Annotated in this window: 22 protein-coding genes; 9 read left to right on the forward strand and 13 right to left on the reverse strand. The window is 27.4% G+C overall.

From position 1 onward, the window contains the following. Nucleotides 1-937: hypothetical protein (locus tag RT575_RS11010; RefSeq protein WP_313580842.1), on the reverse strand; the 937-nt coding region annotated here is incomplete at its 3' end. A gap of 322 nt (nucleotides 938-1,259) precedes the next feature. Here RT575_RS11010 and RT575_RS11015 point away from each other — a divergent pair. Beyond that, nucleotides 1,260-2,975, forward strand: a complete 1,716-nt coding sequence (locus RT575_RS11015; RefSeq protein WP_313580844.1) for a tetratricopeptide repeat protein — start codon at nucleotides 1,260-1,262, stop codon at nucleotides 2,973-2,975. Nucleotides 2,976-3,115: 140 nt separating this feature from the next. Here RT575_RS11015 and murB read toward each other — a convergent pair whose 3' ends face one another. Next, complete coding sequence (gene murB, locus RT575_RS11020) at nucleotides 3,116-4,135, reverse strand: UDP-N-acetylmuramate dehydrogenase (protein ID WP_313580846.1); 1,020 nt, start codon at nucleotides 4,133-4,135, stop codon at nucleotides 3,116-3,118. Nucleotides 4,136-4,154: 19 nt separating this feature from the next. Then, the gene (locus tag RT575_RS11025; RefSeq protein ID WP_313386653.1) at nucleotides 4,155-5,357 is read right to left on the reverse strand and encodes a pyridoxal phosphate-dependent aminotransferase; all 1,203 of its coding nucleotides are present in this window, start codon (nucleotides 5,355-5,357) and stop codon (nucleotides 4,155-4,157) included. A gap of 100 nt (nucleotides 5,358-5,457) precedes the next feature. Here RT575_RS11025 and RT575_RS11030 point away from each other — a divergent pair, with 100 nt between their 5' ends. The 3 genes from RT575_RS11030 to RT575_RS11040 all read left to right on the forward strand — a co-directional run bounded on the left by RT575_RS11030 (nucleotide 5,458) and on the right by RT575_RS11040 (nucleotide 6,558). Further along, the gene (locus RT575_RS11030) at nucleotides 5,458-5,817 is read left to right on the forward strand and encodes a YtxH domain-containing protein (protein WP_313386652.1); all 360 of its coding nucleotides are present in this window, start codon (nucleotides 5,458-5,460) and stop codon (nucleotides 5,815-5,817) included. An 80-nt stretch (nucleotides 5,818-5,897) separates the two neighbouring features. Next, nucleotides 5,898-6,242, forward strand: coding sequence for a phage holin family protein (locus tag RT575_RS11035; protein WP_313386651.1), 345 nt, complete (start codon nucleotides 5,898-5,900; stop codon nucleotides 6,240-6,242). Further along, nucleotides 6,232-6,558: a hypothetical protein gene (locus RT575_RS11040; protein ID WP_313386650.1), complete on the forward strand. Its 327-nt coding sequence runs from the start codon at nucleotides 6,232-6,234 to the stop codon at nucleotides 6,556-6,558. Before RT575_RS11035 ends, RT575_RS11040 begins: the two co-directional genes overlap by 11 nt. 40 nt (nucleotides 6,559-6,598) lie before the next feature. Here the strand turns inward: RT575_RS11040 and RT575_RS11045 are convergent, their stop codons facing one another. Genes RT575_RS11045 through RT575_RS11055 form a run of 3 tightly spaced genes read right to left on the reverse strand, consistent with a single transcriptional unit; the run spans nucleotide 6,599 to nucleotide 8,420 of the window. After that, nucleotides 6,599-7,006, reverse strand: a complete 408-nt coding sequence (locus tag RT575_RS11045; RefSeq protein ID WP_313580849.1) for an SRPBCC domain-containing protein — start codon at nucleotides 7,004-7,006, stop codon at nucleotides 6,599-6,601. A gap of 20 nt (nucleotides 7,007-7,026) precedes the next feature. Next, on the reverse strand, nucleotides 7,027-7,782 hold the full coding sequence (gene yaaA / locus RT575_RS11050; protein ID WP_313580850.1) for a peroxide stress protein YaaA: 756 nt from the start codon (nucleotides 7,780-7,782) through the stop codon (nucleotides 7,027-7,029). A gap of 17 nt (nucleotides 7,783-7,799) precedes the next feature. Beyond that, nucleotides 7,800-8,420, reverse strand: coding sequence for an L-threonylcarbamoyladenylate synthase (locus tag RT575_RS11055; protein ID WP_313580851.1), 621 nt, complete (start codon nucleotides 8,418-8,420; stop codon nucleotides 7,800-7,802). Between the two features lie 198 nt (nucleotides 8,421-8,618). On the opposite strand from RT575_RS11055, the gene RT575_RS11060 reads away from it, so the two are divergent. Beyond that, nucleotides 8,619-8,948 carry a hypothetical protein gene (locus RT575_RS11060; protein ID WP_313580853.1) on the forward strand — a complete coding sequence of 110 codons (330 nt, stop codon included), beginning with the start codon at nucleotides 8,619-8,621 and terminating at the stop codon, nucleotides 8,946-8,948. An 80-nt stretch (nucleotides 8,949-9,028) separates the two neighbouring features. On the opposite strand, the gene murC is transcribed toward RT575_RS11060, so the two are convergent. From murC to RT575_RS11095, 7 genes are all read right to left on the reverse strand, one after another. Next, entirely contained in the window at nucleotides 9,029-10,381 is a 1,353-nt protein-coding gene (gene murC / locus RT575_RS11065) for a Mur ligase family protein (RefSeq protein WP_313386645.1), read from the reverse strand. 21 nt (nucleotides 10,382-10,402) lie between these two features. Beyond that, the gene (locus RT575_RS11070) at nucleotides 10,403-11,287 is read right to left on the reverse strand and encodes a lysophospholipid acyltransferase family protein (protein ID WP_313580855.1); all 885 of its coding nucleotides are present in this window, start codon (nucleotides 11,285-11,287) and stop codon (nucleotides 10,403-10,405) included. Between the two features lie 18 nt (nucleotides 11,288-11,305). Beyond that, entirely contained in the window at nucleotides 11,306-11,950 is a 645-nt protein-coding gene (locus RT575_RS11075) for a CoA pyrophosphatase (RefSeq protein ID WP_313386643.1), read from the reverse strand. Nucleotides 11,951-12,234: 284 nt separating this feature from the next. Beyond that, entirely contained in the window at nucleotides 12,235-12,801 is a 567-nt protein-coding gene (locus RT575_RS11080; protein ID WP_313386642.1) for a phosphatase PAP2 family protein, read from the reverse strand. Nucleotides 12,802-12,809: 8 nt separating this feature from the next. Continuing rightward, entirely contained in the window at nucleotides 12,810-13,382 is a 573-nt protein-coding gene (locus RT575_RS11085) for a twin-arginine translocase TatA/TatE family subunit (RefSeq protein ID WP_313580857.1), read from the reverse strand. Between the two features lie 91 nt (nucleotides 13,383-13,473). Beyond that, nucleotides 13,474-16,392, reverse strand: a complete 2,919-nt coding sequence (gene secD, locus RT575_RS11090) for a protein translocase subunit SecD (RefSeq protein WP_313580859.1) — start codon at nucleotides 16,390-16,392, stop codon at nucleotides 13,474-13,476. Nucleotides 16,393-16,536: 144 nt separating this feature from the next. After that, nucleotides 16,537-17,391, reverse strand: a complete 855-nt coding sequence (locus RT575_RS11095) for a DUF6929 family protein (protein WP_313580861.1) — start codon at nucleotides 17,389-17,391, stop codon at nucleotides 16,537-16,539. 124 nt (nucleotides 17,392-17,515) lie between these two features. Between RT575_RS11095 and RT575_RS11100 the strand changes: the two genes are divergently transcribed. From RT575_RS11100 to RT575_RS11115, 4 genes are read left to right on the forward strand one after another with little or no spacing between them, the layout of a single operon-like run. After that, on the forward strand, nucleotides 17,516-18,736 hold the full coding sequence (locus RT575_RS11100) for an MFS transporter (RefSeq protein ID WP_313580863.1): 1,221 nt from the start codon (nucleotides 17,516-17,518) through the stop codon (nucleotides 18,734-18,736). Between the two features lie 39 nt (nucleotides 18,737-18,775). Then, nucleotides 18,776-19,342, forward strand: a complete 567-nt coding sequence (locus RT575_RS11105; RefSeq protein WP_313386637.1) for a cob(I)yrinic acid a,c-diamide adenosyltransferase — start codon at nucleotides 18,776-18,778, stop codon at nucleotides 19,340-19,342. Next, the gene (locus RT575_RS11110) at nucleotides 19,335-19,970 is read left to right on the forward strand and encodes a thiamine diphosphokinase (RefSeq protein WP_313580865.1); all 636 of its coding nucleotides are present in this window, start codon (nucleotides 19,335-19,337) and stop codon (nucleotides 19,968-19,970) included. The genes RT575_RS11105 and RT575_RS11110 overlap by 8 nt, the downstream gene beginning before the upstream one ends. Nucleotides 19,971-20,017: 47 nt before the next feature. Continuing rightward, complete coding sequence (locus RT575_RS11115) at nucleotides 20,018-20,752, forward strand: SIMPL domain-containing protein (protein ID WP_313580867.1); 735 nt, start codon at nucleotides 20,018-20,020, stop codon at nucleotides 20,750-20,752. Nucleotides 20,753-20,754 lie beyond the last annotated feature (2 nt).

The raw sequence follows: 20,754 nt of genomic DNA on the forward strand, positions 1-20,754 counted from the left end.
AATAAGAAGAACTATTTCCACTCACACTAGAATTGACTAAACTTACTGAAGAAGATGAAGATGAAGAAGAATAAATTCCGCCTCCATTACTAGAAGATCTATTTCCACTCACACTAGAATTGACTAAACTTACTGAAGAAGAAGAAGAAGAAGAAAAAATTCCGCCTCCAGAATAAGAAGAACTATTTCCACTCACACTAGAATTGACTAAACTTACTGAAGAAGAAGAAGAAGAAAAAATTCCGCCTCCATTACTAGAAGAAGAAATTCCATTAATTAAAATTTTAGAATCTCTTGCATTTCCTCCTTTTATTGTAAACCCATCTATACTAAGCTCTATTTTAGAACTACTAACAGCTACAATTACGTGGTAAGCATTTTCCGTATTATTTTTTATTTCTAGTGTTTTTCCACTACCACTTATTATATCATCTCCGTTAAAATCGCCACTTAATATCGTTCCATTAGGTGCTTCATTTTTTCCATCTGGTATTATTCGCTTATCATCTAATGTTTTTATGTTATTATCGGGATCAAAACCTCCGTATAATTTTACATTATTTACCATCAGAAATGTATTATCTTTATCTTTATCTTTCCCATAATTTACTCCATCTTCTGGTGAGTATAAAGGATGATAAGTTCCTTTGGATACATATATTTTCAGTGGATTACTACTAGTCCAAGCATTTTTCTTGTTTTCATCGTTTGCCCATAAAAGTGCATCTGCCAATTCGCCTATGGCATTGTCCCAAGATGATCCATCTTGTTTTCCTGAACCTCCTTTCTTTACGTAAAGTATATTTTTGCTGTCTGGAGTAATAGTTATTGATACATTATTGGTTAATTGATTAAAAATTTTATTTTCATCATTTACCATTGCATTAAGTAGATTTACAATAAATAAAAAGCAAAAAAATAGGTATATTTTTCTCATGTGAATAATTGTTTCTTAAAATTTTGTGTAGAGTAAAGAATAATACAAAAGTAATTTTCATTTTTTTTTAAAAAGAATTTTAAAGGGGGACAAAAAAGGGACAAATAAAATTAGCAACATTTGTAAAAAACAATTAAAATATTGAAAATTAAAATTTTAAACTTATAAAAAACGGAAAAAATAAAAGCAAACTTATCATTTTCATTTTTTAATTATGGAAAATGAGATAAGTAAAAAACATATTGATCAAAATTTGTTAATTTTACATACTCTATACTACCATTAACAATTTTTATTTTTTAGAATATTCAGGACATAAATAATGAATATAAATAGAGTTTTAAAATCAATCTTTTTAGGTATAATCATACTTTTTCCTTTTTTTGTTTTTTCAATGGATCACAAAGATATTAATGAAAAAAATACCTTAATCCATCAAATGAGAAATGGTAATCTCTCTTTTGATGAACGATTAAATATTATCGAAAAAAAAATAATCGAGAATAAAACCATTCCATTATATAAAGCCATATATACAACATTACAAGCAGATATAATCGTAGAAAAAGAAGATAAATCGAGTAACAAAGCAGAAAATTTATATAAAAATGCTTTTCTTTTACTTTCTGAAAATAAAAACTCTCCTGAATACATTTGGATATTAAGCAGATATGCTTGGTACAATTATCACTACACTAGAGATGTAAATAAGATATTCAAATTGTTCCTAGAACTTGAAAATTTAGTGCAGAGGACTGATGAAAAATATATTCTTGAACCTTATGAAACCTATAAAATTATAGGTTATTATCTCAGTACAATAAAAATATATGACTCTTCTAATTTCTATTTAAAAAAAGTGAATAGATATAGTAATGTTAATCATGCAGAAATTTATGATAATATAGGTATGAATTATTATAGATTAAATGATATAAAAAATGCCGAATATTATTTTCAACTTGGAATAAAAGATGCAATTAAAAATAATAATTCTATAAGATATGCTAAGATTTTAGGTAATCTGTCTGAAATATACATACAAAAAAAAGAATATCAGAAAGCTAAAAATAATTTGGACAAAGCTTATGTTATTACAAAAAAAGAAAATAATATAAATTACTTAATCTTATATTATAAAAGATTGTCTTTATATTATGATAAAATTGGTGATATAGATCTTGCAATAAAAAATATAGATTTGGCTTTGCAAATAGCACAAAGTAGAGATTATTTTATTGCAGATGAATACAAGTTTTTAAACGAAAAATATAGATTACTCCTAAAATTGGGAAACAATAAAAATGAGGAATATAACGTCTTAAAAAAATTAAAGGAAATAGAAACCAAATTAGTTGATAAAGACTCTGATGATAATATTAATTTAATAAATTATAATTACGAAAAGAAGAGTTTAAATGAAGAAATAAAACTAAAAGATGATTTAATTAAGAAAAATAAAACCATTTCTATCTTTATTTTTTCAGCTGTTATTCTTTTGTTTTTATTAGCTTTTTTATTTTATAGAAACCGTAAGCTAGAGAATGAAAATACAATTAATAGAATACAAAATTTGACATTACAACTACAATTAGATAAAGAAAAATTAAATGAAAAATTACTACAAAGTAATCAAGATATAGAATCATACATTTCCTTTTTAAATGAAAAAAACGAACAAATTTCTTTGTTAAAAAAGCAAGCTTCAAAAACGTATAAAAAATCTATTTTCGATTCTGATAAAATAAACTCTGAAATAGATAAAATACTAGAATTTCACTTGATGACAGAAGAGAATTGGAATAGTTTTAAAATTGAATTTATAAAAAAATATCCCAATTATTTTTCTAAACTAAATAATAGTTTTAAAAACCTTACAGAATCTAATCTAAGAGTTATTTTATTAGCCAAAATAGGATTGAATAACGACATGTCTGCTAATTTACTTGGAGTAAGTTACGATGCTATTAAAAAAGCAAAACAAAGAATTAAGAAAAAATATAACCTGACGCATTTTGAAGATATTTTAACTGATTAGTTATTTTGTCTTCTGCAAAACCGATTGACGAGAAAATCCTTTTTCCCTAGAAAAAGATTGGAACAAAAAGCGGGTCCCGAAGGGTTTGCCAAAAATAAAAAATGAGCCTTTAATTTTTATAAAAGCTCATTTTTTAATTATTATTGTATAATGTTTACTTCTCTAGTAAGTGTAACAGCATATTTTGATTGAACATCATCAATTATCTGTTGAGATAAATCGTAAATCTCTTTTCCTGTCGCATTTCCATAATTTACAAGAACTAATGCTTGTTTATCATGAACACCTGCATCACCAAAACGTTTACCTTTCCAACCTGCATTTTCTATTAACCAACCAGCTGCTAATTTTACACCAGAGTCGGTTTTATAATAAGAAATATCAGGATTATTTTTGATAATTTCATCAAATTCAGCATCAGTAATGACTGGATTTTTGAAAAAACTTCCCGAATTTCCTATTTGAGATGGATCAGGTAATTTACTTTCTCTAATTCTAATAACTGCTGCACTGATATCTTGTATTGTTGGAGAAATAACTTGTTCTTGTTCTAGTTCGCTTTTTATTGCACCATAATCAATGTGCAGAACATGATTATTCTTTGTTAATTTAAAAGTAACACCAACTAAAACATATTGACCTTTTAGTTCATTTTTGAAAATAGATTCTCTGTAACCAAAATTACAATCTTCATTCTTAAATATTCTCTCTTTTCCAGTATCTAAATCAAGCGTTTGTACTTCTGTAATATAATCCTTTACTTCTACTCCATAAGCTCCAATATTTTGCATAGGAGCTGTACCAACATTACCTGGAATTAGAGATAAATTTTCCAATCCTCCAAAATCTTGCATTAAAGTCCATTGAACAAACTGATGCCAATTTTCACTTCCTTGAGCATGTACATAAACATATTCCTCATCTTCATTTAAAATATCAATCCCTTTCAGATTCAATTTTAATACAATTCCTGAAAAATCATTTACAAAAAGCATATTACTTCCTCCACCAATAAAAAGTATTGGTAGATTATTTTCTCTTCTAAAAGATAAAATATTTTTTAAATCTTGTAATGTAGAAACTTCTGCAAAATATTTTGCTTTCGCTTCAATTCCAAAAGTATTGTATAACTTTAATGAATAATTTTCTCTTATATCCATTTATATTAATCTATATGTATTATTTTATTGTTCCTGGGTATTGTTCCAAAGCAGTTTTTAAAATTTCTACAGAACGTATCAAATCTTCTTCTTTTAAAACATAAGCTAATCTTACTTCTTGTTTTCCTAACTCGTGGTTCGAATAAAAACCTTCTCCTGGTGCTAACATTACCGTTTCTCCATTATCACTAAATGATTCTAATAACCACACAGCAAATTTTTCAGCATTATCGACTGGCAATTTTATCATACAATAAAAAGCTCCTTTCGGATTTGGACAAATAACACCTGGAATTGTTTTAAGACCTTCAACCAAGATATTTCGTCTTTTTAAATATTCTGCTCGACAATCTTCAAAATATGTTCCAACATTTTGATGTGCCAAAGTAGCTATATGTTGAGATATTTCTACTGGACTTAAACGAGCTTGAGCAAAAAGCATTGCAGCATTTAAAAATTGTTTATTTCTTGAAACTAATGAACCTGAACGTGCTCCACATAATGAGAAACGTTTAGATTCAGAATCTATGACTATAGCATTATTTTCTAATTCAGGAAAACTTAAAATAGAAGTAAATTCTTCTTCTGTATATAAATATTCAGCATAAACTTCATCCGCGATTAAATAAATATCATGTTTTAAAACTAAGTCTTTTAATTGAATCAATTCTTCTTTAGAATAAACATATCCTGTAGGATTACCAGGATTACAAATTAAGATAGCTCTTGTTTTATCTGTTATTTTTTTAGCGAATTCTTCTATAGATGGCAATGCAAAATTATTTTCTATTGCTGAAGATATAGGAACAATATTTACATCGTTTTCACAAGTAAATCCATTATAATTTGCATAAAATGGTTCTGGTATAATTATTTCATCTCCAGGATTAGCAATAATTCCAAATATAAATAATAACGCTTCAGATCCTCCTAAAGTTGCTATAAAATTTTCAGGTGTAAGATTTTCTATTCCTCTATTTGTATAATAATTTGCCAATGCTTTTCTATACTCTAACGTTCCTTCTGAATGAGTATAAGATATAATAGTAGAATTAAAATTCTTCAATCCATCTAAAACAGCTTTTGGAGATTCTATGTCTGGTTGACCAATATTTAAATGATAAACTTTTGTACCTCTTTCTTTTGCCTTGTCTGCATAAGGAACTAATTTTCTTATTGGTGACGCTGGCATGCTTTTAGACTTTTCTGATAATATTAACATTTATTGTAGTTTTTTAAAAATGATTTTTATTCTTTGGTATTGTTTTTGTAAATTTATAAGTGTAAATATATATACGTTTAATCTCAAAAAAAACTTTATTATGAGTAAATTGAATAATGCAACTAAATTATTAGCAGGTTTAGCAATCGGAACAGCAATTGGAGCTGTAGTTGGTTTATTATATGCACCAGAATCTGGAGCAGAAACAAGAAAAAAATTAAGAAAAGAAGCTGACAAATTAAAAAAAGAATTAGACAAATATGCTAATGACTTTTCTGAAAAAGCTAAAAAATCTAAAAAAGAATTAGAAGCTAAATTAGAAGAAATTAAATATAAATTAGCTGAACAAAAAGATGAATTTATTGCTAAAGCGAAAGAATCTGGTAAAGAATTGAAATCTAAAGCAGACAAAGCAAAAGATGAGTTAAAAGATGAATTTGAAGAAAATGTAGGTGTTTAATTAAAACCTATATTAAAACAAATTAAATAAATTTATTTGATAAAATATATCTAAATTTATAACCTATAATAAACCATCCAATGTTTAAAGAACTTAAAAATTATATTAATAATAGAATTTCCTTAGCGAAATATGATTTAGTAGATTCATTGAGTAGTATGCTCGCAAGTGGCATTTACGTTTTAATTTTATCTGTTTTTACTTTATTTCTATTATTATTAGGAAGTTTAGCTTTAGGTTTTATTTTAGGAAATTATTTTAATGATACTGGTTTAGGATTTTTAAGTGTTACAGGAATCCATTTATGTATAATGGTTCTTTGTATATTATTTAAAAAGAATATCAAGCTTTTTTTAACTAATATAGCAGTTGAAAATGCTATGGAAGCAATGAACAACCAAGATGATGAAGAAAATGAAGAATAAAAAAGATAATTCTAGAATTAAAACTTTAGAAGATTTAAGATTAGCAAAACGCAAACTTAGATTAGAAATGAAACTTTCTGAAAATAAACATGAAAATTCATTTGTAAATAGAGCTGTTGATTTTGTATCTAATCTAAGATCTGATTCTCAATTCGCTACATCAAAGGTTGAAAATACCTTAAATTGGTTTGGTAATAAAGCTTCTAAAAAGTATCCTATGAATGGATTATCAAAAATTCTTATTTCTGGGTTAATTATGGTAGCTGTACCAATCATTACAAATAAAATACAAGAATATATTGAAGATAAATTCTAGAATAAAAAAATAGCCAGTAAATAAATTTACTGGCTATTTTTTATTGTATATATTTTTTTATTAATTGCATCATATTAATCCAATTGTTTTCTGATTGTGATCGATCAAATTCATCTGAAAAATTTCTTCCCTCTATTGTTAAGTAAGTAAAATTACCTGAAGGTTTTAAACTAAAAGTTACATCTATCTCCTTTTCAGAATTTTGTTTTCTTAGACCAAAAGATAAGCGTTCATTTATATAAGCAGATTTTATATTTACTTCATCTACTATTATTTCTTCGTGATGTATCGATTCTATTAAAACTGTTTTTCCAGATTCAATTGATCCTGAAACAATCTTTTTTATATTCTCAAAACATTGATTAAATGTTTCAACATCAGTTAAAACTTGCCATATTTTTTCAGCAGAACTATCTATTGAAATATTTAGCACAACTGCATCATTCATTTATTTATATTTTATTAAAATTATCTTGTAAAAATTAATTTATCATCTGTTGATAAATTAGCATCAAAACGATAATCATCTATATCGTATGATTTTACTTCATCTAAGGTTTGAACATTATTTTCTGCACAAAAACGAGCCATAGAACCACGTGCATGTTTAAAATACATCATGATTTTTTTTAGTTCTCCATTTTTGTAATCCTGAAATTCTACATCTATAATTGGAGCTTTTAATGTTTTTTTATCCAATACTTTGATATACTCATTACTTGCTAAATTCAAGATAAATTCATCTTTTTTTAATTTTGAATTAAAAAAAGGTGTAAGAATTTCCTTCCAAAATCCATATAAATTTTTAGAACCATTTACATCTAATTTTGACCCCATTTCTAAACGATATAGCATTACTTTGTCAGTTGGACGTAATAAACCATATAATCCAGAAAGTAAGAATACATTTTTATCTAAATAATCTAACGATTTATCTTCTAATGTTTCAGCACCTAATCCTTTATAAACTTCGCCTTTAAAAGCTAATGCAGCAGGAATTGCCTGTTTTGTAGAAGGTTTAACTGTCCAAGATTGATTTCTCTCAACATTCATATCAGCAATATCTTTTGATATTTTCATCAGTTTTTCTAAATCTGATGAAGACATCTCCTTCATGACATTCATAATTTCTTGAGAATGATCTAAAAACTGGGGAGAAGTAGCTTTCCATTTCGCTTCAGTTTCTAAATTCATCATCTTAGCTGGTGAAAGTAATATTTTCATTTTTTCTTTTTTTAAAATTATAGATAATCTTCTATATCTCCTTTACCTTGTCGAAGCACATCTACCCCATCAGTCATATCTACAACTGTAGAAGCTATATTATCTCCATAACCACTATCAACTACAGCATCAACTAATTTTTCCCATTTCTCAAAAATTAATTCAGGATCAGTTGTGTATTCAATAATTTCGTCTTCATCATAAATTGACGTTGATGCAATTGGATTACCCAATTTTTCTACAATTGCACGAGGAACTAAATGATCTGGAACACGAATACCAACTGTCTTTTTACCTTTATAAGCAATTGGTAAATTTCTTGAAGCATTCATAATAAATGTAAATGGACCAGGTAAAGCCCTTTTTAATATTTTAAATGTTCCATTATCAATAGGTAAAGTATATTGAGACAAATGGCTTAAATCATTACATACAATTGAAAATTTAGCTTTATCAAGTTTTATTCCTTTAAAACGTGCCAATTTTTCCATTGCCTTTAGATTTGTTATATCACAACCAATCCCATAAACTGTATCAGATGGATAAATAACCAAACCTCCATTTTGTAATATCTTGACAACTTGTTCAATTGCTTTTTCTTGTGGATTTTCGGGATGAATTCTGATATACTCTGCCATAACAATGTCTTTTTCCAAAGATACGAAATAGACTTTAAATTAAATGTGAACAGTTTATTATAGTTTCTAATTACAGAATTGATTAAATTTATTCTACTGAAGAATAAATAATAGTTTTTAGTAAAATTTTATGATTTAAAACTCATTTTTTTGCATGAAAATTGTGTAAATTAAACTTATTAATTTAAAATGAACAAAATGAAAAAATTATTATTCACATTATTTTTAGTGCTAGGATTAGGATATACTTATGCGCAACAAAATCCAACTAAAACTACTGAAACAAAAAAAGAAGCAGTAAAGAAAAAAGTTGATAAAAAGACTACTAAAGCTGAAAATACAGCAGACAATAAAATAAAAAAAGCTGAAAAAAAAGCTGATAAGGCTGAAAAAAAAGTAAATACTACAACTAATTCAGTTCCTTTAAAAAAGGATGGAACCCCTGATAAAAGATATAAGTCTACAACAAAACATGTAAAAAAAGACGGAACTCCTGATAAAAGATATAAAGAAAATCAAACGAAATAATTGTTGATTTTTGAATAAAAAAGCACAATGAATAAATTTATTCATTGTGCTTTTTTTATGTTTTATGAGATGTCTTTGATTTAAGCTTTAAATAACTCGTTTAAATTAACTCCTCCAAAGTTACCTGAACTCATCATTAAAAATACTTTATCCTTTTTATCTAAAGATTCTATGTAAGACTGTAACTGTTCTCCATTCGTAAAAACTAAAATAGAATCGTCATCAAATGCTTTCTTAATATCTTCTGGAGATATCATTGGCATTCTTTTAATCTCTAAAGCTTCTGGACTATACATTACAATTTTAATATCAGCTTTATTTAAAGCTCCTTTATACTGAACTAAAAATTCTGGATTAAGAGATGAATAAGTATGTATTTCTAAACATCCAACTACTGTTTTATCTGCATACTGTTCCTTTACAGCATTAGTAACAGATGTAACTTTACTTGGTGCATGAGCAAAATCTTTATATGCTACAAAGTCATTTGTCTTATTGATTAATTCTAATCGTTTTGATGCTCCTTTAAAAGATTGAATTGCTTCATTAAAATCATCATCCATCACTCCAAGTTGTTTACAAATAGCTCTCGCTCCTTCTAAATTCATTAGATTATGATTTCCAAAAACTTCAAGAGGAATCGGTCCATCTTCAGTTTCTATAAAAGTAATACCATTGTCTATAAAATGTTCTGGTAAATGATAAGGAAATTTTTTTATAGCCTTTTCTGTTTCATCAACAATTTTTACAACTTCTTCATCTGTTTCGTTATAAATAAGTGCTCCTCCATTTACAATAGAATCAACAAATTTTGAAAATTGAGAAGTATAATCTTCAAAAGTTGGAAAAACATTAATATGGTCCCAAGCAATTCCTGATATTAATGCAATATTTGGTTGATAAAGTAAGAATTTTGAGCGACGATCTAGAGCAGATGATAGATATTCATCTCCTTCCATAATCATAAACTCATTATCATCTGTGAGTTTAACCATAACATCAAAACCATCTAATTGAGCACCAACCATATAATCAACATCAATATTATGGTAATGAAGAACATGTAATATCATTGATGTAATTGTAGTTTTTCCATGAGAACCACCAATTACAACTCTTGTTTTATCTTTCGACTGTTCATATAAATATTCTGGATAAGAATATATCTTAAGACCTAACTCTTGAGCACGTAACATTTCTGGATTATCAGCATGAGCGTGCATACCTAAAATAACAGCATCTATATCCTCTGTAATTTTTTCTGGGAACCATCCCATCTCTTGAGGTAAAATACCTCTTTGATTTAATCTAGTTTTTGATGGCTCAAAAATAGCATCATCAGAACCTGTTACTTGATATCCTTTTTCGTGCAAAGCAATTGCTAAATTGTGCATTGCACTTCCTCCAATTGCAATAAAATGAACTTTTTTCATTATATTATTGAGTAATATTTTTTAGTCTTTATTATTTTCTTCGTCGTATCCCATTTCATCGAAATCATCAAATTCTTCATCATCTTCATTAAGATAATCATCCAAAGAGATTTCACTATTTTCTGCAAGAATTTCTTCCATAGGACGAACACGATTAAATTCTGGTGCTTGTTCTATAGAATTCATTATTTTTTGCATAATATCATCATTAGAATCATTTTCATAATCGATATCTAATGGTTCCTTAAATGTAAGTGTTGCATTAATTCCTCGTTTTTTTATACGTAATCCTTTTTTATCAAAAGCACGACGAAAACCATCTATTACAACAGGAATTACAATTGGTTTATTTTTTTTAATAAGATGTGCAGTTCCTCTACGTCCTGGTGCAAAAGCTGTTGTAGTACCTTGTGGAAAGGTTACTACCCAACCACTCTGCAAAGCTATATCTATATTATTTATTTCGTTTAAATCAACTTTTCTATTTACGTTTTGTCCTTTCGCTCTCCACGTTCTTTTTACGGTTACAGCACCTGTATAAGCAAACAATTTTGTAAGAAGATTATCTTTCATTGTTTCTTCTGCAGCAACATAATAAAAATCAATTTTAGGATTCAATAAATAAATTGGATTTTTTATAGTATCTATAAATCCATTTTTTACACTACAGAAAACATGATACATAGCAAATACATCAGCAAAATAAGTTTGATGATTTGATACGAACAACACATTTTGTTTTGGTAAATGAACTAAGTTTTTAGTTCCTGTAACTTTTAATTTATTAAAGCCATTATATCTATTATAAGTAAATGAACCTAATAAGAAAATTAAAGTTCTTTTCAGGAAGTATAAATGTCCAAATGAATCGCGAAATGCATTCTTTTTTTTAGATTTTTGAGACACGTTTTTCTTTTTTTATGGTTACAAATTTAATACGATTTTCAAATAATCTTTAAATTCTTCTAAAATCATTGCTGTTGCTCCCCAAAGATATTCTTCATCTCCGATATTATAACCAGGAATTTCTACTGTTTGTCCAGAAAATTCACGTTCAAAAACTTCGAAATCTGCATTAAGGAATGCTTCAAGATCAATTGGAGCTATATATTCTACTTCTCTTTCCTCTGGTGCAAAATTTGGTTCTCCATGGTAAACACCGATATAAGGATAAACAAGGAAATTACTTGGTGGAATATAAATTTCACTTAACTGTTTTATAACTTCAATATTTTCATATTCTGCTCCTAATTCTTCAACTGTTTCTCTTATTGCTGTTTCATCAAAACTAATGTCCTGCTCTTCAAATTGTCCTCCGGGTAATGAGAATTGATGAGAATGTGTTCCATCATAATCAACACGCATTGTTATAGGAAACTCTATTTCACCAAACTCGTTCTGATACAATAATATCATTACAGAAGCTTGTTTAGGATTTGTTCTTTTTATATATTCTATATCATATTTTTGTCGATATGGGGGAGATAATTTTTCGTGTGATTCCCATCCAGTAAGTGGTTCTACACTTTCTGACAATAAATATTTAAGTTCTTCTAAATCTAAATACAATGTTTAATAATTTTAAAAAGGTAATAATGAGTTTTTTCTATGTTTGTAACCAAAGTTACGGATTTTCTATATAAGAATGAAAAATGAAAATCTATATCTATTAAGATAAATATAAATAAATATTGAAAATAAATTCAATAAGATATTTTATAATTGTAAATCAATCGTTTATTATATTTAGTTAATTTGCAAAAGTGATTGTAATGGAAAGCACGGCACGAAGTGTTTGCCCAAAATAAAATAGAGATGAATAAAAAATTATTCATCTCTACTATTGATTTATCTTAAGTATATTTTTTTTCTAAATAATAATAGAGTTTGATAAATAAATAAGAAAAAAATATTCCTATTAATGTTCCAAAAAAGATATCACCAGTAAAATGTACACCTACATATACACGACTATATGCTATGAGTAATGCCCACAAAATAAGGACATAAATTAACCATTTGTAATTTTTTCTGAGGATATAACCTATAAATATTGCTAATGCGATATGATTGGATGCATGAGCAGATGTAAAACCAAATCTTCCTCGACCTTCACAATCTATTGGTCTAAAAAGTCCTTGTATATCTGGATTATAACATGGTCTTAATCGTTGAAAATGATTTTTTATAATATTGGTAAACTGATCAGCACAAGCAATCATCAATGCAATACAAATACCAGCGATTAATGTTTTTTTCCAACCAAGTTTAAAATATAATAAAACTAAGAAAAAGACATATAGTGGTATCCATGTTTTTTTATTTGTAACACTTAACCAAAACCAATCCCATTGAGTATTTCCTAAATTATTAAAAAATAGAAAAAAATGAGCATCCCAATTAAAGTAATCTTGAATCATAAAAATAATTACCTACTTACAGAACCTCCTAATCCCAAAGCTTCATCTACAGAATTATTATGCTCCTTTGGAGCTTCATCTACAGAATTATTATGCTCCTTTGGAGCCTCATCTACTTGTTGTTTTAATTCTTCTTTTGGTTGTTCTACTATTTCTTCAATATTAACTACATTTACATCCTCCACAGGAACTACTGTTTCTGCTACTGGAATTGTATCAATAGTTTGAGGTTGTTCATGAATTATTTCATCAATCTCATTTACTGGATTACGAACTTCATCAAAAGATTTTTGAAAATCATCCATTGGATTCACTTTTTGAAATGAATTCTTAATATCATCCATTGGATTTAAATCCTTTATCGATTTCTGAATATCTTTTACAGGATTCACGTCCTCTACAGGGTTCATGATTTCTTGTTTTATATCTTCTGAAGCTTCTTTAAGTTTACGTACTGCACTTCCTAATCCTCTTGCTATTTCAGGGATTTTATCTGGTCCAAAAAGGACAACGGCTACGACCAAAATTATTACAATTTCCTCGAAGTCTAAAAACGCTGGGTATATTACTAAACTATTCACGAAACAAATGTACAAAATATGAAATGAGATAAAATAAAAAAACCATCAAATTTCTCTGATGGTTTTCTTAAAATTTATTTAAAATATGTTATTATTTGTTCATTTGTCCTTTTTTCGTAAAATCATACAATAAAGGAGAAGCTACAAAAATAGATGAAAATGTACCGATAATGATACCTACTAATTTTGCAAACATAAACCCTTTGATTGATTCTCCACCAAAAGCAAAGATGATTAATACAATAAGGAAAGTAGATAATGATGTATTAATTGTACGAGATAATGTTTCTGAAGTAGAAATATTAATAATATCATACAAATTATGATTTTTCTCTACAGTTAAGTTTTCACGAATACGATCTAAGATAATAATCGAGTCATTCATAGAATAACCAATTACTGTAAGAATCGCAGCTATGAAGGCTTGATCAATCTCCATGTTGAAAGGTAAAATTCCTTTGAAGAAAGAGAAAACTCCTAATACAATGATAACATCGTGTGCTAATGCAATAATTGTTGATAAAGAGAATTGCCAACGTTTGAACATAACGATTAAGTAGAAGAAAATTGCTACTAAAGCTAATGATACTGCAATGTAAGAAGCTCTTGTTGTATCATCTGCAATTGTAGGACCTACTTTTGCTGATGACATAAGACCGATAGTTGCATTATCTTCTGAGAAATCTTTTTCAGACATTTTAGCTGGTAAATAAGGTTTTAAACCAGTGTATAATTTGTCTTTGATCTCATCATCTACGCTTGTACCATCTTCATCAGCTTTATATGCTGTTGTAATTTTAACTTGATTTTGACCTCCATAAGTTTTAACTTGAGGAATCAATTTTTCACCATCATATAGAAAAACATCTCCTAAACTTTCTGCTATTTCTTGTGCATCTACATTTTTATCAAAACGAACTGTATAAGTGCGTCCTCCTTGAAATTCGATACCCATATCAAATCCTTTAGTAAAAATAGAAATTAAAGCTGCAATTGTTAAAACAATAGAAATGATATAAGATATTTTTCTAGTTTTTAATAAATCTACATGGATATTTTGTAACCAATGAGCTGTAAAGCTTGTGTAAAAAGGAACTGATTTTCCTTTTGCTAATCTACCTTCTACGAAATATCTTGTAATAAAAATAGATGTAAATGTAGAAGTAAAAATACCAATCATAAATGTTGTAGCAAAACCAACAACAGGACCTTTACCAAAGAAAAACAAGATTAATGCTGTGATAAATGATGTTGAGTTAGCATCTATAATTGCAGAGAATGCTCCTTTCCAAGAGTAAGCAAAATCTACTGCATGACGTAGAGATTTTCCTTTTCTAATTTCTTCTTTTACCCTTTCGTAAATAAGAATATTAGCATCCATACCAGTAACTAACGTTAAGATAATACCTGCGATACCTGGTAAAGATAATGTCGCTTTTAAAGAAACTAAGAATCCTAATAAGAATAATAAGTTAATGATTAATGCAACGTTAGCATAAATACCTGCACGGCTGTAATAGAAAACCATCCAAATTAATACTAATGCAAATGCACAACCAAACGCAATTAAAGAACTATTAATAGCTTCTTGACCTAATGATGGTCCAACAACTTCAGCAGAAACTATTTTTGAAGATGCTGGTAAAGAACCTGCTTGTAAAATGTTTGCTAAATCTTTTGCTTCTTCTAAAGTAAAACTACCAGAAATTTGAGAGTTACCTCCAGTAATTTGATTTTTGATATTTGGTGCAGAATAGACCATGTTATCTAAAACAATTGCAACACCTTGTCCATTACGATCAGTTGCAGAAGGTTTTAATTCATCAGTAATACGAGCCCATTCTTGTGCTCCTACTTGATTCATTTGCATAGAAACTACAGGTTCATTTGTAAGAGATCCTGCGCTACGTTCAGCAGATGCAGAAACAACTTTATCACCTGTAATTAATGGTTCTTGTGTTCCATTTTTACCTTTTAAAACATAAAATTCTAATAATTTAGAAGCGTCTTTTGAATTAACAGCTATTCTACCTAAATCCATTGGCTTATTAGCCCAAGAATATTTATAATTTCTTATGTTAGATGGTAAGTTTGGTACAAAAGTTTTGTCTTGTAAAACTCTATTTACGACAGCAGTATCTTTTACATCAACAACAAAAGTCGCGTTAGAACCTATTGGTTGCATAACTTCTCCTAATGTTTTTATAACCTGACCTTTTTGATTTTTAATGTTATATTTTTCAGTATTAACTCCTGCAAAATATGACATAACAGTAGGATCTTGACGAACAACTTGTAAAAACTCTAATTTAGCTGTAGATTGTAATAATTTCTTTACACGGTCAGTATCAGATACACCTGGTAATTCTACTAAAATTCTACCATCACCTTTATCTCCTAAACGTTGAATTACTGGTTCTACAACACCAAATTGATTAATACGAGAACTTATGACATCGTATGCTGTAGCAACTTTAGCTTCTATATCTTTACGAATAACTGCTTTAACTTGATCATCAGAAGCGTTATAAGCAATTTTATCAGCATTATTTTTATTTCCAAATAAATCTGCTGCTGCATATTTAGTACCTCCTTTTATTTTATCAAATTCTTGAAAAAATAATTCCACATAAGGTACATTTCCATTCGTTTTTTGAGCTTTATCTGTTGAATCTAAAGCTGTAGTTAACATTGGATTTTTACTGTTTGCAGCTAAATTTTCGATTAAATCTCTTTCAGAAACTTGTAAAATTACGTTTATACCTCCTTTTAAATCTAATCCTAAATTGATTTCATTGTTTTTGGCATAATTATAATCATATTTTATAATTCCTAAATCTAATGGATGTTGAGCAATACTATCCAAAATTCTTGGTTCGTCTTCTGGCTTACTCGCTAATCGAGCCGCCTCATGCTCTACTTTAGTTGTGTACCAAGTATAACTTAGTTGTCTGATACACAAGAGACTTAAAATAATTGCAAATGCTGCAATGAGCCATCTTCCTCGCATAATGTTTAATTGATAAATAAATTTTGACGGACAAATATAACAGTCTTAAGATTACTTTCACAATTTTTAAGACAGATTATATAAAAATCCTTAGTTATAATAGTTAAATTGTTATCTAAAAAATATACTTATTAGGTATTTTTATTACTTTTTATTCATAATATAATCATAGTTATAAATACTTGATGTTTTAGTATCATCATCATTATCTTCACATAAATACAATGAATATTTATTATTCATTTTTTTTAATAATGCTAATCCTTCAATCTTTTTATCATCAGATATTTTTTCCCAATGAATCAATTTCATTTTATCTAAATCTATCTCTCCAATAATAGAACCTTTTATTTCTCCATCAAATTGAGTTGTACTGCTAGATTCTACTGTTGCTGTAAATAAGACTTTATTATTCTTTATTAAAATTGCATCCGAAAAAGTAGTTAATTCATTATTTAATTTTGGTAATTGAATCGGAAAAAATTCTATTTTTTTATTTTGAAGATCATTAATTTTTCCATGAATCTTAAAAATTCCATTGATTTGCGACTTTCCATTACCCCTATTAAATAAATAAGTAAATCTTTTACTAGCAATGACTCCTTCAATATTAAAATCTTTTTCAGAAAGATTAGAAACTTTTAAAAATTCATTGTATAATTCTTTATATGATAAATTTTCAACTTTTTTTGATTTTATATTATAAGCTATTAAATCAAATCTATTTTTTTTAGATCCAGAACCTAAAATATATATATCATTACCATATTTTGTAATTGATTCAAAATCGGGCTTATCTTTTTTATTAATTTTATCAAAAGAAATTTCTGGATTCAAATCAATTCTATCTACACTATTATTTTTTAAATTATAGATGTATAAATTTGAGTCATTATCAGCTATAGCATAAACTTCATTCTTATGAACAACTAATCCAGAGGCTGCTCCTAATCCATTTATTAGAAAAACAAACTTTAAAAAAATATTATAAAATAGCATCAATTTTTTGTTATAAAATTTAATGGGTTCAAAAGTAATTAAAGAATATCACAAACCTAGATTAATAAATGATTTTTTATCAAAAAAGATTTATAAATTCGCAAAAAATTACGCTCGTAAAAATATGAAAAAAATACTGAAAATATATATTGATGCTTATAGTGGTCTTTCTCAAGAATCTTGGATGCTAGCAATTGTTATGCTACTAAATAGAATGGGTTCAATGGTTCTTCCTTTTTTAGGTATTTATATGATTTCTGAGCTAGGTTTTACTTTGGAAAATTCAGGAATTGTTCTTAGTTGTTTCGGAATTGGATCTGTAATTGGATCTTGGTTCGGTGGATGGATAACAGATAAAATTGGAAATTTTAAAGTGCAAGCATTAAGTTTATTTATTAGTGCACCTATGTTTTTAACTTTACCTTTGTTTAAAACAGTTGAGTCTTTTGCTATTATTATGCTTGTTCTTAGTATTGTAAGTGAAATGTTCCGTCCTGCAAATTCTGTAGCTATAACTAGATATGCAAGAAAGGAAAATATCACAAGAGCATTTTCTTTAAATAGAATGGCCCTTAATTTAGGGTTTTCAATTGGTCCATCTATGGGAGGTTTCTTATCTACTTACTCATATAACTTACTTTTTTATTGTAATGCAGCAACAGCTCTTATAGCTGGAATTGTTTTTGTCTTTTTTTTCAAAGGAAGAAAAGAAAGAAACTCTTCTGATAATTCAGAAAATAACCAAGAGAAAGAAGTTATAAAAGAACGAAATGCATACACAGATGTTCCATTTTTAATTTTTAATATTTTCTGTATTTTATTTTCAGTTGCATTTTTTCAAATTTTAAATACTCTTCCTCTTTTTTATAAAGAAGTAGTCCATTTAACTCAATCCGAAATTGGTTTATTAATGGGATTTAGTGGAATATTAATAGTCGTTTTTGAAATGTTATTAATTCATTATACTGAAAAAAAATTTAATATTACTCAATTATTAGTTTTTGGTTCATTTATCACAGCTATAAGTTATTCTATATTTATTTTTAATCACACCTTAGCATTTTTATATCTTGCAATAGGAATGATGTCTATTGGAGAAATGCTTGTACTTCCACTTATGTCTACTGTAACTGCATTTCGATCAGAGAAAAATAATAAAGGGGCTTATATGGGATTAAATGGAATGTCAGTTTCTTTTGCATTTATAATATCTCCATTTCTAGGCACACATATAGCTACTTCTTTTGGTTTTAATACTTTATGGATGATTACTAGTATTATATTAATTATTGTTGCAATTGGCTATCATTTTTTTACCAAAGCACTTTTACCAAAAAATCTTTAAGTTTTTCTTATCTTCGAGAAATATAATTAGAATTATAACATGAAAGTATATACAAAAACTGGAGACAACGGTACAACTGGATTATATGGTGGTAACAGAGTTTCTAAAAATAGTCTAAAAATAGAATCTTATGGTACAGTTGATGAACTTAACTCTTATTTAGGTTTAATCCGTTCTTATAAGATTAATCCAGCATTAGAAGAAGAAATTATTATTATCCAAAAAGATTTATTTAATCTAGGAGCTGAATTAGCAACTCCTGTAGAAAAATTATATTTAGCTAATGGAGAGCCTCGAATTCCTAAAATGATTTCTAATGAAGATATCGAACAGTTAGAAAATTGGATTGATGACATGGAAGAACAATTAGAAAAATTATCTCATTTTATCTTACCAGGAGGAAATAAAGCTGCTTCTCATGCTCACATAGCAAGATGTATTTGCAGAAGAGCAGAACGATTAGTTGTTGGATTAAAAGAAGTTGAAGAAGTACGTATTGAACTATTTCAGTACTTGAATCGCCTTTCTGATTATTTATTTGTTTTAGGCCGTAAAATTGCTAAAGATAATAATCATGAGGAAATAAAATGGATTCCAGGTGAATAGTAATAAAGTACTTTTATTTTTAAATGGAGAAATTCCTGATATTTTACCGAATACAGAAATCTATGATATGATCTTTTGTACAGATGGAGCATTAAATTATTTAGATAAATTAAATATAAAACCAAATATTGTTTCTGGGGATTTTGATTCTATCAATACAAATAAAATTTCTGATGATATAGAAATTATTGCAACACCAAATCAAGAAGATACTGATTTTGCAAAAGCATTAGATATTATTATTGATAAAGGTTTTGAAAGTGTAGATGTATTTGGAGCAAGCGGTAAACAACAAGATCATTTTTTAGGCAATTTAAATGCTGCTTTTCGTTTTAAGAATAAATTGAAAATAGTTTTCTATGATAATTATAGTACCTATTTTTTTGCAGAAAAAGAAACTCTATTAGAAGGTTATTTTGGAAGAACAATTTCATTATTACCTTTTTCTGAATGTAAAAATATCACAACGAAAGGATTAGAGTTTTCTTTAAAAAATGAGGATTTAAATTTACTTTCTCGTATTGGCACTAGAAATAGAGCAATAGACGATCACGTAGAAATTAAATTTACAGAAGGAAATTTAATCATTTTTATAATAAATCAAGAGTTTCCTATTTTATTAGCATAAAAAATTAAAACCATTTTTAATAAATCAATTCTAAAACAACTTATTATATGAACAAGGCATCAATTATAGTAGCCTCAATACTATCTGTTGCAGTAGTAATTGCAACAATTATTATAGGTAATGATTATAAATATAAATTCAAGGTGAATGAATCCATTAATATAACTGGAAATGCATTAAAAGATTTTAATGCTGATTTAGTTAAATGGAGAGCGACTTATAGTAGAAATAATTTTGATTTAAAAAGTGCTTCAGAACAATTAAAAGATGATCAAGGAGTTGTAAAAAACTTTTTAATTTCTCAAGGAATAAAATCAAATGAAATTGTATTTGAAGCAGTAAATATTTCTAAAGATATAAGATATGGGACTGATCCTAATGGAAATTCCATTTCTCAATTTAATGGTTATATTTTATCTCAAGATGTTACAATTGAATCTAAAGATTTAGATAAAATAGAAAAAGCTTCAAGAGAAATTTCTAATTTAATTAGTCAAGGAATTGAGCTTAATTCATCTAATCCAAATTATTATTATTCAAAACTTGAAGATTTAAAACTTGAATTAATTGCACAAGCATCTGAAAATGCAAAACAAAGAGCAGAAAATATAGCTACAAAATCAGGGAGTAAACTAGGTCATTTACAAAAAGCTGATCTTGGAATTTTTCAAATCACTGGTAAAAATGATAATGAAGATTACTCTTATGGAGGAGCATTTAATACAACTTCTAGACAAAAAACAGCTCAAATAACAGTGAAAGCTAGTTTTAGCACTAACTAAAA

This window comes from Chishuiella sp. (genome assembly GCF_032109125.1).
Taxonomy (GTDB): domain Bacteria; phylum Bacteroidota; class Bacteroidia; order Flavobacteriales; family Weeksellaceae; genus Empedobacter.

Bases quoted from the DNA above. Each gene is read 5' to 3' on its own strand.
- RT575_RS11015 (WP_313580844.1), top strand. From the start codon at position 1,260: ATGAATATAAATAGAGTTTTAAAATCAATCTTTTTAGGTATAATCATA.
- murB (WP_313580846.1), bottom strand. From the start codon at position 4,135: ATGGATATAAGAGAAAATTATTCATTAAAGTTATACAATACTTTTGGA.
- RT575_RS11025 (WP_313386653.1), bottom strand. From the start codon at position 5,357: ATGTTAATATTATCAGAAAAGTCTAAAAGCATGCCAGCGTCACCAATA.
- RT575_RS11030 (WP_313386652.1), top strand. From the start codon at position 5,458: ATGAGTAAATTGAATAATGCAACTAAATTATTAGCAGGTTTAGCAATC.
- RT575_RS11035 (WP_313386651.1), top strand. From the start codon at position 5,898: ATGTTTAAAGAACTTAAAAATTATATTAATAATAGAATTTCCTTAGCG.
- RT575_RS11040 (WP_313386650.1), top strand. From the start codon at position 6,232: ATGAAGAATAAAAAAGATAATTCTAGAATTAAAACTTTAGAAGATTTA.
- RT575_RS11045 (WP_313580849.1), bottom strand. From the start codon at position 7,006: ATGAATGATGCAGTTGTGCTAAATATTTCAATAGATAGTTCTGCTGAA.
- yaaA (WP_313580850.1), bottom strand. From the start codon at position 7,782: ATGAAAATATTACTTTCACCAGCTAAGATGATGAATTTAGAAACTGAA.
- RT575_RS11055 (WP_313580851.1), bottom strand. From the start codon at position 8,420: ATGGCAGAGTATATCAGAATTCATCCCGAAAATCCACAAGAAAAAGCA.
- RT575_RS11060 (WP_313580853.1), top strand. From the start codon at position 8,619: ATGAAAAAATTATTATTCACATTATTTTTAGTGCTAGGATTAGGATAT.
- murC (WP_313386645.1), bottom strand. From the start codon at position 10,381: ATGAAAAAAGTTCATTTTATTGCAATTGGAGGAAGTGCAATGCACAAT.
- RT575_RS11080 (WP_313386642.1), bottom strand. From the start codon at position 12,801: ATGATTCAAGATTACTTTAATTGGGATGCTCATTTTTTTCTATTTTTT.
- secD (WP_313580859.1), bottom strand. From the start codon at position 16,392: ATGCGAGGAAGATGGCTCATTGCAGCATTTGCAATTATTTTAAGTCTC.
- RT575_RS11095 (WP_313580861.1), bottom strand. From the start codon at position 17,391: ATGCTATTTTATAATATTTTTTTAAAGTTTGTTTTTCTAATAAATGGA.
- RT575_RS11100 (WP_313580863.1), top strand. From the start codon at position 17,516: ATGAAAAAAATACTGAAAATATATATTGATGCTTATAGTGGTCTTTCT.
- RT575_RS11105 (WP_313386637.1), top strand. From the start codon at position 18,776: ATGAAAGTATATACAAAAACTGGAGACAACGGTACAACTGGATTATAT.
- RT575_RS11115 (WP_313580867.1), top strand. From the start codon at position 20,018: ATGAACAAGGCATCAATTATAGTAGCCTCAATACTATCTGTTGCAGTA.